The sequence below is a fragment of the Pseudoalteromonas sp. 68 DY56-GL68 genome, from assembly GCF_041414825.1.
Taxonomy (GTDB): Bacteria; Pseudomonadota; Gammaproteobacteria; order Enterobacterales; family Alteromonadaceae; genus Pseudoalteromonas.
This window is the reverse complement of record NZ_JAOCZL010000018.1, coordinates 454,187-467,206: the sequence shown is the minus strand read 5'-3', so window position 1 is coordinate 467,206 and position 13,020 is coordinate 454,187. Positions and strand designations below refer to the sequence as shown.

The 13,020-nt window shown below is 37.4% G+C and carries 8 protein-coding genes; 6 read left to right on the top strand and 2 right to left on the bottom strand.

The window, feature by feature from the left end; all coding sequences use genetic code 11:
• The first annotated feature begins 45 nt into the window (after positions 1 to 45).
• On the top strand, positions 46 to 3,960 hold the full coding sequence (locus NYF15_RS10560; protein ID WP_371353533.1) for an N-6 DNA methylase: 3,915 nt from the start codon (positions 46 to 48) through the stop codon (positions 3,958 to 3,960).
• Positions 3,950 to 5,527: a hypothetical protein gene (locus NYF15_RS10555; RefSeq protein WP_371353532.1), complete on the top strand. Its 1,578-nt coding sequence runs from the start codon at positions 3,950 to 3,952 to the stop codon at positions 5,525 to 5,527. The genes NYF15_RS10560 and NYF15_RS10555 overlap by 11 nt, the downstream gene beginning before the upstream one ends.
• On the opposite strand, the gene NYF15_RS10550 is transcribed toward NYF15_RS10555, so the two are convergent.
• A complete protein-coding gene (locus NYF15_RS10550; RefSeq protein ID WP_371353531.1) occupies positions 5,501 to 6,874 on the bottom strand; it encodes an N-6 DNA methylase in 1,374 nt (457 codons plus the stop codon). The genes NYF15_RS10555 and NYF15_RS10550 overlap by 27 nt on opposite strands.
• On the bottom strand, positions 6,871 to 7,458 hold the full coding sequence (locus tag NYF15_RS10545) for a restriction endonuclease subunit S (RefSeq protein WP_371353530.1): 588 nt from the start codon (positions 7,456 to 7,458) through the stop codon (positions 6,871 to 6,873). The genes NYF15_RS10550 and NYF15_RS10545 overlap by 4 nt, the downstream gene beginning before the upstream one ends.
• A gap of 176 nt (positions 7,459 to 7,634) precedes the next feature.
• Between NYF15_RS10545 and NYF15_RS10540 the strand changes: the two genes are divergently transcribed.
• The 4 genes from NYF15_RS10540 to NYF15_RS10525 are packed head-to-tail and all read left to right on the top strand — an operon-like array spanning position 7,635 to position 13,011.
• A complete protein-coding gene (locus NYF15_RS10540; protein ID WP_371353529.1) occupies positions 7,635 to 8,477 on the top strand; it encodes a TnsA endonuclease N-terminal domain-containing protein in 843 nt (280 codons plus the stop codon).
• Positions 8,470 to 10,704 carry a transposase gene (locus NYF15_RS10535; RefSeq protein ID WP_371353528.1) on the top strand — a complete coding sequence of 745 codons (2,235 nt, stop codon included), beginning with the start codon at positions 8,470 to 8,472 and terminating at the stop codon, positions 10,702 to 10,704. The genes NYF15_RS10540 and NYF15_RS10535 overlap by 8 nt, the downstream gene beginning before the upstream one ends.
• A 4-nt stretch (positions 10,705 to 10,708) precedes the next feature.
• A complete protein-coding gene (locus NYF15_RS10530) occupies positions 10,709 to 12,115 on the top strand; it encodes an ATP-binding protein (RefSeq protein WP_371353527.1) in 1,407 nt (468 codons plus the stop codon).
• Positions 12,112 to 13,011 carry a TniQ family protein gene (locus NYF15_RS10525; RefSeq protein ID WP_371353526.1) on the top strand — a complete coding sequence of 300 codons (900 nt, stop codon included), beginning with the start codon at positions 12,112 to 12,114 and terminating at the stop codon, positions 13,009 to 13,011. Before NYF15_RS10530 ends, NYF15_RS10525 begins: the two co-directional genes overlap by 4 nt.
• The last annotated feature ends 9 nt before the right edge of the window (positions 13,012 to 13,020 follow it).

Below are 13,020 nucleotides of genomic sequence, written 5' to 3'. Positions count from 1 at the left end.
TTGGATGTGCAATTAATAGAGTAGAAAACAGAAAGAGTATAAGTTTTGGATAATAAAGAATTAATTGGTTCAGTTAAAAGCATCTTAGCACACCTTCATTCTTTTGGTGTTAGCAGAGAAGATGTACGCAATTTATTAGTGCTTCTATTTCTTTTGAGATGGTTGCGTGATGAGATGAGTAGTTTTGCTGAATACAATGGTGAAAGCGAAAGTTTGAAGCTTGCCGATAGGTTGAACAGGTTATTTTCTTCAGACATCAGGTTCCGTGAAATCGATCAACATATTGATGAAAGCTTAAGTTTACTTAGACACTCTGTAAAAGTTGAAGGGTTAAGTGAACTCGATTTCACGTCAAAGTACCACTTATTCAAAGACAAAAGAGTAGTCATGGAGGCCCTTTATTGGTTTAACCAATGGGGAGGGCTTCGTTTAGACCGTAGAAAAGATATTTCACAATTGTTTGAGATATTATTACAGGAAACTAGAACCCCTCAAACAACACAATTCTCCTCAAGTAAGTTACTTTCACAACTGGTCGTGGCTATCGCTGACCCTAAAAGCGGAGAAACCATCTTAGATCCTTGCGCTGGTGAAGGTAACTTCCTTATAGCTGCTCACAACGCAATTGAAGCCGCAGACACGGACTTTTTGTCGCATACTTCTTTTACCGGATACGACTTGTCAGAAGACGCCATTCTCATTGCGATGGTGCGATTCTTTTTATCTGGTACGTTTAACTTTCATTTAAGCAGAAGAAGTGGTTTATATGATTCCTATGGACGTGACAGACACCCTAAATATGATGTTGTTTTAGCGCAGCCTCCAGTAGGGATTAAAAGAGAAGATTACCGCCACTTATGTTATGAAAAACAGTTCCCTGTTCTTACAAATGATATTGTAGGAGTGTTTATACAGCAGGCTGTATTTTCATTGAAGCTGGGTGGCAGAGCAATAATAGCCATACCTGAAGGGTTGTTATTCGGTAAAAATAAATCTCAAATAGAATTAAGAAGATTTTTGGTTGAACACGGCTACATAGAAGCTGTAGTAAGAATTCCACCAAAGACATTAATTGAAGACTCTGGAATCCGCGGAGCTTTACTTCTACTGAGTTCTAGTAAAAAGAGAACTCGAAAAGTTCGGTTTGCAGATCTGTCGTCGTATTTTCACCGAAATAGTTACAAATCCTCTATGGGTCTTCCCAAGATTATTCTAGAGCAAATATTGGAACGTTTGTTTTGTGAAGAATTGCCTGAAGCTATTCCTCTACCTCCGGGAGTTAAAGAAGGAACGGTTGGAACAGGGGGTTCGACTCGTGCGTTTTGGGATGTATCTGTCGAAGAAATCGCAACCAATAATTGGGACTTAAATCCTGTTCGTAAGGAAGATGACGCATTAACTGTTTTGTTGACTGACTTTAGAAAGTTGGTGGGGGATGAAGTTAAAGTTGAAAACTTATCCAAAGTTGCACAAATAAATACAGGCAAGTCAGTTAGAAGTTCGGAACAAACTGATATAGAAAATCCATATGGTTATATCCGTATTCGAGATATTGAAAATTTTAAAATACAGAAGATCACTACTTGGCTACAGGAGGATTTAGCTCGCGCGTACTCAGGCAATCGATTAAATAAAGGCAATATTTTAATATCGAAAACGGGCACTATAGGGAAGCTTGCGCTAGTTGATGATAATGGCGATGGAGCTTTTGCAGGTAATAATTTTTACGTTTTACGAGTAAACTCAGCGAAAGTTTCACCTGAATACTTACTTTACTATTTATCGACCTCATTTTGTCAGGATTGGCTAGATAGCAGAAAAAGAGGTGCGGTTCAGCAACACATAAATACCGACGTAATAAAAACGTTACCCATCTTACTACCGTCAATAGAAATGCAGAAGCGTGCTGTCGCACAGTATGAACAGCATGGAACAGATGTAATTGCGTTTTTAAAAGAAAACAGTCAACAGTCTGACGAAAAGGCTGTGGAGCACCTAGTCGATGTGATGGAAACGGAGGTTGCTAAGAAAATAGTTGGAAATGATACAAGTATTGAAAAGTCTGCCCACTTGTTGAGTGAGATCTCTTTAAAAGCGTTGAGCATTGACAGAGTAGTTGATGAACTAAATTCACAGCAAAAAGATTGGTATTTAAGAGTCTTAAAAATATTACGTGTATTAAAGGACATCAACAAAATTCCTCCGGGGCCTGTTCTATTAAATATATTACAAGATGCAAGTGAACAAGTAGCTCAATTATGTGAGGTAACGGCTGGGAATTACAATTTAGAGGAAAGGTTGCTCCGCAGTTTTGCTTATATTCGAGGACGGATAGATAGATGCATCGACATTATATTCGCTAATGTCAGCATTGTAGTGTCGTCTTCAGTTGGGGAGTTAGAGAAGAATTCCGATGTGGAGTTTTCTATTTCACTAGATAACCAAGGTTTTCTTCCTTTAAAGAATGTAGTGGTAGAAACATCTCCTAATTTTGGCAGTGGTGATAATTATTATTTGGCAGACCACACTTCGATGGAAGTTTCACTGTCATGTAAGACTACAGATGCTGACAGGGTTAGCTTTACTGTAATGTGGCGAGCAGAAACTCTTTCCGGGAAACAGGTAAGTGGCAGCTCTGAGCTTGCAATAAAATTGACGCAACTTAATGAAGAGTTTAAGTCATTTGAAACTGCTAGTAACCCATATGTAACTGGTAGTCCTCTAGAGCCTGAGAATGGCGCATTAGTCTTTTACGGTAGAGAAACATTTATTCAGCAGGTGGTTCGTCAAATTGAAAGTAATGGAAACGTCATTTTATTAGAAGGCAACCGTAGAGCTGGTAAAACGTCAATTTTAAAACATTTAGAAGGAAGTAAAACTATACCAAATTGGTTGGTTGTATATTCAAGCCTACAGGGAGCAGAAGGTGCAACAGACAAAGTAGGTGTTCCTACCGTAGAAGTTTTTCGTGAAATGGCGCGGTCAATCGCTTCTGCTATTACAAAAACGGGCGTTGATGTTCCATTACCGGATGGAAAAATAATATTAGCAGGAAAGCCAGCACTCGGAATTGCAAGGTCATGCAAAGCTGGTATAGGTGAAGATGCCCCATTTATTGATTTCAGAGACTATTTGGAGGTTCTACTATCTGTATTAGAAGAGAAACAACTCGGTATAGTTTTAATGCTAGATGAATTCGATAAGCTTCAAGAAGGTATAGATAATGGTGTTACTTCTCCTCAACTTCCTGAAAATATTCGGTATCTAATTCAAAACTACTCAAGGTTTTCGGCTATTTTAACAGGTTCACGAAGATTGAAGAGACTTCGCGAAGAGTATTGGTCAGCATTATATGGCCTAGGCACGAATCTAACGGTAAGTGCTCTGGATCAGACTAGCGCTGAAAAAGTTGTTATTGAGCCAGTTAAAGAATACATAGCATATTCTGGTGAAGCGGTAGAATTGATTCTGAGTTTAACTGCGAAACAACCTTATCTTATTCAAAAAATATGTAATCGTATTTTTGATTATGCTGTTAGGAATACCGCACATTCAATCAAAACCAATGATGTAAACTTTATTGCAGATGAGCTAATTGTAGCTGACGAACACTTTGCAAGCTTATGGGATTACGCACGCCTTGGGCCTGTTAACGGTGGATATAGAAGGCAAGTTTTGTTATGCACATTATCTAGTAATTTTGATAACAAACCTTTGTGCACGTTTGGGATGCTGCAAGAATATTTAGTGCAAAACGGCGTTGATGTGAAAGACGATGAGTTAGAAGCTGATATTGCTTACTTAAGAGAATTAGAATTAGTTAATTTTTTTGGTGAAGATGGAACTGGCTATTACGCGATTGAAGTGCCGCTGATGGCTAAGTGGATTAGTTATCATCAAGATAGCGAAGTAGTATTAAAAAATGCGCTTAATGAAGAGGGATCTAACAATGATAAGTAGAAAGTTTCCAGTCACAGGTAATGAATCTAGGCTGATTGGTCGTTTAAATATTCTTGATGAAATATTAACCGCAATTAATAAACTTGTGCCAGATCACATTCAAGTTGTTGGTCCAAGATACTCAGGTAAAACAGTGGTTTTGGAAAAACTAAAGGAAATTGTTTTATCAGAAGATAGCACTGAGTATTCGTGTGTACTTTTATGGGATCTTGGTCATAGTACACCGAAAAACGACTTAGAGTTTTTAAGTCAGTTTGCTACCAACTTATCTGAAGCTATAAAGGATAAATTTCCTGATTATTCAGAACATTTAAAATCATCGAAAGACACTTTTCAGCAAGATATCGCTGAAGTTTTAGATGCATTAAACGATGAAGCAAAAATTCTAGTGATTTTTGATGGGTTTGATAAAGCTCTATCTAGTGACAAATTAACAAGGAACTTGTGGGACCAATTACGAGAGTTAGCGCAGAATAAATCATTAACACTAATCACGGCTAGCAGAAAGTCTCTTAGGGAGTTGATTCGAAACCCTGATGCACAAACGAGTGACTTTTGGAATATATTCCTATCGACACCAATTCGTGTAGATTGCTTTGATGAAAATGAGGTTGCTGAAATATTAACCAATTACTGTCAGGTTGAGTTTGAGAAGGGGGCGTTAACTGAATTATATAACGCTACAAATGGAACCCCTGTTGTATTGCTAGAAGTATTGAATTATTTGTTACATGAACATGATGGAAATAAGATTACTAACGCATTAGTACAAGAAGCTGTGTCATGTTCATTTGAATCAAATCAAAATTTTATAGATGACCTTTGGCATGATTGTTCGCCAAGTACACAAGACCTTATTAGGTTACTAGTCGAAGAATCAGAAATTCAAGGAGCCTGTCAATCAGATAAAACGAGCATAGTGGAAAAAGGATTTGCAAGGGCTAGTGGTAGCAAATTGATTAAGCCGAGTCGTTTATTGCAGAGTTATCTAGATGGCTTAGCAAATGAAAAAGGGGCGATTGACCGTCTATTCAGCAGTGAAGAAGCGTTTGCCCAAAACTTTAATCATGTTTTATCTAAGCGACTTTTACAAATATCGAACATCGATCATGAATTAAATAGATATTTACAAAGAAGCTTGGAAGATTTACCAAACCATCCAAGCGTTTGTTTAAGTGGTATTAGGGGGATTTTAGATAAGTGCTTTGACATTATCTGGAATGCTGAATTTGGAGGGAAGGTCGTCCCCGATGGTCATTTTGATACTTGGAATTACCATAAAGAACATGAAAGTCTGCAAGAGTTTAAAACTAGCTTTCCCCAAGGAGCTAAGCGCTTAAAACTATTAAAAGCTCTTACTACACCAGAGCGTTCAAACCCACTTGCAAAAGTAGTTTCCAAATCAACCTATGTAGCAATAAATGCTCTTTATCCATTTGGAGACTTTGGTCAGCATCAAGAAGGTGAAAATATAAGCCTTCAAATGGTGTATTCCTCTATTCTTCTGGCAGTTGAACTAGTTGCGTCTTTGCAAAATGATTTAGCCAATTGCAAAGATGGAGTTTAGTTTTCGGATGATCAGATCGGTATGTCGCTGTTGTTTCAACAGCGCTTGCTGCACAGCGTCAACATCAATATCTTCATAATCGCGTTTGTCATGAGCTACATAGGTATCAACGTTAAGAGAATAACCATGTTTGATAACTTTATCTGGTGTCACTAATTCAAGTTTTATTGATTGACTGTTCTGGTTTCGGTAGGCTTCGGCGATGTCGTCAATGGATGTCAGAATGTTTATCCCTGCATCTGGGGTATAGCAATTTCTAGCGTCAATGAAGGTAATTTTGTCCTTGTTAGACCTTTTCTTATTAAGGACAATAGCGAATAAAGGAACTGTTCGAGCATCAAGCAGTTTAGGTGGAAGTTGAATAATAGCATCAATTTGATTGTTATCGACTAATTGTTTTCTAGAATGAAAGTCAGAATGCCTGCTTAGTGGTCCTTTGCCTGTGATAATAACGGCCTTACCAGAGTCATTTAGCGAATAAAGCATGTGATGAATTAACGCGTGCTCCCAAAAGCGAGACTTCAAAACAGCTTTAGGAATTCGGTTTTCTTCATAGTTTCCTTTTAGGGCTTTGCTGTTATCACCCCTAATATCTTCTATTTCGGAATAAATGCTTGGCTGAAGCAACGTAATTGCATAATCAAATTCACCTTTTTTGACATTAGTTGCTGGATCAAGAGCAAACGAGTTCATGGTGTTTAGTTCTGAAACTCCCGCTATAAGTAGTTGATGCCTGATATAACGTGAAGATTGATTCACGCTTTCTGTAGTTATACATACGCTCTGGTTTTGCAGGGCAAAATCAACTATAGATTCTCCAGTTACTGCATATGGATCATAAACACGGCTTTTGGGTTGTGGTTGCAATAGCTTGGAATATAACTCGGCGAAACTAAAAGGCAGTGCTTGATATGAGAAGTCCGCTGCAAAATGATCTGGTAAGTTCATCGCTTGAAGTCGTTGAAGAACTCTAGTGTAAAGCGTGACACTATCCTGCCGAGATAACTTTTGGATGTCTGAATTATCACTTAATTGAAAAACTTCGTGAAATACAAGTGCTCCATCGCTGTTATTGGTTAACTCTACAAGTTCATTTAAAAAAGCTCTTAGAGCAGGAGTTAGTAACTCATTGGTTGAATACTTTCTAACTGTTGCCAAAAACTCATGGTTCGACTTTTTCTGCTTGAATTCGGTTATTAAGTTATCCAAGTTTGGAGATTTTACTAATACACAAGTGAGAAGCGTAAGATAAAGATCTCGCTCATGGATTGTATCGTTGGTAAACCCAACATACTTGTAGGACTGAATGACGGTAGATACAAGGCTTTCGATTACATCATTATTCATTTTAGTGAACTCCAGATAGCTTCTGAAAATTTCTCCAGCTCCTGTTCTCTTTGTTTTATCAGTAACTGTTGTAAATGCTTTTCTTTCTTAATACTGGTGTCTAAATCAACTAGCATCTGCTGGTGCTCAATTGGCAGTTCAGTTGGCAATTTTAGTTCGAGAAGCCTTTTTTTGGTAAGCGTACTCTGATAACTCCCGCTGCTATTGACCGTAAACCAGTTTTGAACAGACGCACTGTTTAAAAATACTTCTAAATACTCAGGCGACAGTTTTGAAGAGTCATTAACTGTAATAATCAAAAAGTGCTGATTTGCTACAACATTGTCGGGTAAGTTTTTCAACAGAAGTGCAGTTTTGGTGTGGCCTTTGGCAACAAGTAAAATCTCATTCTCTTGCAATGTTTTTATTGTGCGACTTGAATCGATATTGGTTCTAGTAATATTTGCCCAGTCTAATCCCGCAAGCGTAAGATCTTGAACATCTCTAAGCTGTATGACTTGATATTCACCCTTGTCACTACTCTCTATTGCCTTGCTAAAAGTCCAACCCGTTCTAACTTTTATTATTGATTTTTCTTCAGTCATCGACACGCGCCTTTAATTAATATTTATATGCTACCAGTTTAAACTCACTTTTGCAGTGAGAATTTGACAAAGTGTCGAAATTGATCAAGAATTGATCTTGCATTAACTCACTGCGGGGGTGAGAGGTGTCGAGAGGCGAAAACTGTACGCAGTTTTCATTTATATGGTTTATTAATATGGCACGAGGAAAATCCACCAAAAACATTACTGTTGCAAAGCGCAATAAAAGAATTAAGGAATGGGAAGCAGCCAACGCAAAAGGCTCGAAGTACATCCCCTTTATTGACCCCAGAGATATCAGGTCGGATGGGAGTAAAGGTCGAGTCCCTGACTATGAAAATAAAGGCCAAGACAAACGTGTTCTCTCAACCAATGAGAGGTTGTATGCTTATATTTTAATGTTTGATGACCGAATCCTATGGTCGAAAGAGCAATATCCGCTTTTACCTATCGAAAGATCTGTTGCGATTGCTAAGCGGTTGAAGATTCGGCATCCCAAGTATCCCGGCACAAACGTTGATGTCGTTATGACATCTGATTTTTACTGTGGAAAATTCGATGGCAATGAAGTTGTTTACTCGATTAAAGATGATGAGAAAATTAAATCATTAACAGAACGCGAAAAAAAGAATCTAGAAAATAAAGAAAAGATCCAGAGAGCTTTCTGGGAATCAAAAGGGATCAAATATCACTTAATTCATAGCTCAACTTACAAAAAATCTATCTTTGTAAGGAATTTGGTAAAGCTTGCTAAGAGTTTAAAAATTTCATTTGAACTAGAGCTAATTCGAAAACGCTGGCTGAAATCATTTTCAATTAATCTTAGAAATACTCGTGAAAGACGATTAAGCTTTTTGCTCAACGCAACCTCAGAATCTATGGGGATTGAGTACTATCAAAGTGTTAAGTTATTCAATCATTGCCTTTGGCATAAATTGATTAAAGCAGATTTAAATATCCCCCTTAGGTTTGAGAACTTGGTGTCTGACTTTGACATTAAGGTGGTTGCTCATGACTGAATTTACTCAAAATTTAATGGTGAAAGATCTGCTTGTTCCTGAGCAAGACTCTGAATTAACGGAAGCTTCTATCGTTATCTTGATTGATTCCAAGGAAGATGAAGTATTTGTCATTGGCCTAGGTGATAAAACTAAACCAAAAGCAATGTCTTATAGACTGCTGTTAGAAGAGCTAATTGAAGGGAAGATTAAAAAGGGAACTTTCGAAAAAACAGAGTATTGGAAAAAGGTTGAGGAGTCACTTGATGATGAAGCGCGTGCCAAGAGAGATTTAAAATTTGAGGTTATAAAACCACTTGTCGAAAATTTAAGCCCGTTTTTACGTAAGGGGAGTTATGGAAAAGGTTTGGTCAAAAACTGTCTCGAATTTGCGAAAGAAAATGGTTTAAAAAAAACGACTAGGTATCAAGTATATCAGTGGCTCTATCGTTATTTAAAGTGCAGAAGTAATAAAAACTGTTTTCTTAGAAAACCGGGAACAGGAAAAGGCAAGGATAAAAAATACTCGAATAAAACAGGGCCTAAGCGTCAAGAGGGTAATGTCTGTAACGGTAGGATGAGAGAGGAACTCGATGAAAAGCACATTAAATCCATTGTACGAGAATTTCACGAATGTGACTCACCCATTCCAATCACTGATTGTTGGACTGAATACCGCAATAAGCATCAATGTGACCCTGTTTATGATCAGTTTACGGGGGAGTTTTTGAAATATGAGGAAAGAAAAGGTGAGCTATTTATAAGTAAATATCAGTTCTTTGAATTTGCATATAGTTTGACTAGTGATAATCGTCATCGAGTACTGAAAGCACAAGGTCTTTTTGATGAATATAACAAAAATATTAAAGGACTTAGTGGTGAAATTCACGACATATTTGGTGATGCGCCGGGGGATTATCAAGTTGATGAAACTCCTTTAGCTATAGAGCTTGTTGATGAGTTTGACAGAAATAGAAGGTTAGGTAGACCTACTTGTTACTCAGTAATTGATATGTTCTCACGAGCATGGGTTGGTTTGTTGCTGACATTTGCGAAGCCATCGGCTCATACAGCAAGAGAAATAATTTTCATATCTTGTAGAAACAAAGAAGTGTTCTGCAAAGAAATTGGTGTAAAGCTAAATGAACCTTGGTTACCTGAGGGCAAGCCTGCAAGGATCATAGTAGATAATGCTGAGTTTGCTTCTGCTTTAACAGATGCTTTTAGCGCAGATGCAAATATCGAAGTGTTATTTAACAAAGAAGGTAATTCACAGGAAAAAGGGCTAGTAGAGCGCAGACATAAAACCTTGGAAGAGTTTTTATTTGGACGAATTCCCGGAGCTATTAGTAAAAAGTATGTAAGGAGTTATCTAGCAAGAAGAGTCAGACGCAACGCTGTTCTCAACATAAGAGAGCTATATCAAATACTAATCGATTTTATAACTCGCTTTAATAAATTTTACCCGCTAAGAACGTTACCTCTAAGTAAAGAGATGAAAGAAGACGGTGTAAAGAATGTTCCTAACCAAAAATGGCTTTGGGGCTTAGTTCATAGGGCTGGTGACTTACAATCAGTGGATGAAGATGAACTATTCATGCAACTACTTGAAAGTGCTCAAGTAACAGTTAAGCGAGACGGTCTATTCCTACAGGGGCGATATATTAGAACTTTTAAAAAGCGCAGAACATCTCAGGGGTTGCATTACACCTGTGACTGGGCTTTGAGAAATTTCGTTTATGAGAAGGAAATAGGTAAGACATACGACTGTAAGTTTATGCGTTATTCAATGAGTCGGATATGGATTGTTACTGACTTTGGTTTTCAGGAAGCCGTTTTACATCCAAATGACGCTAGTTTTGAATGGTGGAGTGCTGAGTGTATTCAAGACAAAAAGATCGAAGAAGCTACAGAAAATGAAGTGCAAATGGATCAGTACCATCAAGAGCAAAGTAAAACAGTGGCAAATGCAAAGGCCAAAGTCAATGATGCAAAAAAAGAGCAAGACCAAATAACTGTTAATGCGGCAAATACCCAAGACATGTCACTTAATCGTGCGCAGGCAATTGACAGAGAAATTGTAGGGTCGAAAGAACAGTTAAATAAATTCACTAACCAGAACTATCAAGAGGAACAAGATATTGACGAATCTTCTCCAGAGAAAGTTCAGATAAAAGATAGCTTAACTAATCAAAGGGCAAGTTTATTTGCCGAGAAAGCAAGAATGAATAGACGGAGAAGAGGATAAAGATATGACATACAAAATTGCAAAATATACACCTTCGGACAACCCAGACTATAAAGGTAATCCATTTATTGAGTGTTTGCCGTTAAGGCTTAATCCTGATGATTTTTGGGAAAGAGTCCAAGACGAAGCTTATGCTCCTGAAGATTTATCTAAATTTAGCATAGAGACACTAGAGGGGATAGCGTCAAATATCATGGATTCGGTTTGTACTACGTCCATATATTATGACGTGTACTGTGATTTATTAGGGACTATTAAGGTTGGTTACAAAAACAGAAACCCTTTAAATGATGATGTTAAAAAGTGGCAACAAAAAATTGCGACAGCCAGTTATAAAAGAACTCGTACTACCGCACCATCTCTCAAGTTCACTGGTTATTCAGGCTTAGGTAAAACGACTCTAGTTGATTCAGTTTTAGGTTTAATCGATCAAGTCCTTATTCATCCTGCTGATGGTCCAATGAATGAAGAAAGAGTCCAGATTGTATATCTTAAGGTTAATATTCCCGGTGATTCTAATACCAAAGATATTTGTCTGGATTTGTTCGAGCAAATTGATGGGATTTTAGGATTGGAAGGGGAAGATAGCTATCACTTAATGTATCGTAACAAAACTAGAAGCACATGTATTAAAGGGTTGGCAACAGTTTGTACTTCGCTTTTGGTTGGGATGATTATTTTTGATGAAATGCAAAATATATGCACATCCGTTGCAAATGAGAAAACCCTAATTTTTAAGTTTTTCGACAAACTGACAAACGAAGCCAAAATACCTACCTTAAAAATTGGCACATCAAAAGCAAATAAACTAACTGACAGTGAGTTTTCAAATGCGAGACGCCTAGGCATTCCTTACGATTGGAAAAATTACCCAATAGATGATCCTGACTGGGAGACATTAGTGGAATATGCGTGGAGTTATCAACTGTTGCCAGAGTTCGAGAAGTTAACAGTTCGATATAAAAAGAAAATTTATGAATTGACGAGAGGGATACCACACTGCTTATTTTTCCTCATTGAGCAGGCTAATATTTTGGGATTGAGAAGTGGTAAAGCTAAATTTTCTTTTGATCTTTTAGATACAGTGTTTGAAAAACGCTTTTCAATTATGAAAACAGGAATAATAGCGTTGAGGCATGGGAATGTTGCCGCATTCGATGATTTGATGAGTGCTGGTAAATATATTGATAAAGAAGTAGAAAAGCTGGTTAAAAAACTTATAAAAATTGGTGACAACTTAAATTTAAGTAAGGCTGAAGCAAAATCTCTTTATGAACACGTAGAAAAGTACTTGCCGGAATATAAACCGACTAAGGCAGAAGAAAAAATTCTGGATAAGCTATTCAAGAAGGCCGAGTTAGAAGCATCTGATCTACTCGAAGATGATGGATATTTGAGGGTGCCAACATGAGTTTTGCCTCGTTAAATATCTTCCCAAATGAGCACTATATTTCATGGTTTGTAAGGAATTCACAATTTAGTGCTTATCCTGAATTTAAACATTACTTATTTAGCAATCGGATCGATTCTGAAACGTTTAAAGCTTATGAAGTCATCCATCCTTCGGTTAGCAATTTTTTAAAGTGTTTTGGTCAAACCGATAGCCTGTTACGAGAGCACACTTTATTTCCTTTATGGCAAATATCTGTAGCTCACGAGCTTGACCATGAAGAGCTACTACAGAATAGGTTTCTGGACTTACACCACAGTAACGGAGAAAAAACGTTATTTCAGTTTGATCGAAGTTGGCATAGCTGTCCGATGTGTAGAAAGGAAGATATAGGTAGTTTTGGCACTAGCTATTGGCATACACAGCATCAAATACCTAGCATGTATAAGTGTTACAAGCACGATACAATGTTAGAAAAGGCAAAGTATCCAGTTGTAGATTTGAAAACAGGGGTTCTGCCGCACCAAGTGAAAAAGTGGTGTAAGTTGCTAGAGGCGGAAACACCAGAGCTAGGTAAATGGCAAAACTTTTTATATTCCGTTCAAGAAAAATTGATGGAAAACTCGTTACCTTTTATTGAAATTAAAAATCGAATTACGACTGCTTTGGGCATGGATAGTATTTCGAATCATCAATGTAGTAAACACACTGATGAATTAACTCTTAAGTTTGAACGTGAGTTAAATATGGAATTGCTGGCCTATTTGTATACCGATTATACGAGAGCTTCAAACAAAGGCACTCCCAAGGTAATAGGAAACTTGTATAGAGGGATCAACAATCCATACAAAATTAGATCTCCGATACACTGGATATTGCTTGGTTATTGGCTTTTTCCTGATGAACTAACAACTTAACAGGCGTAA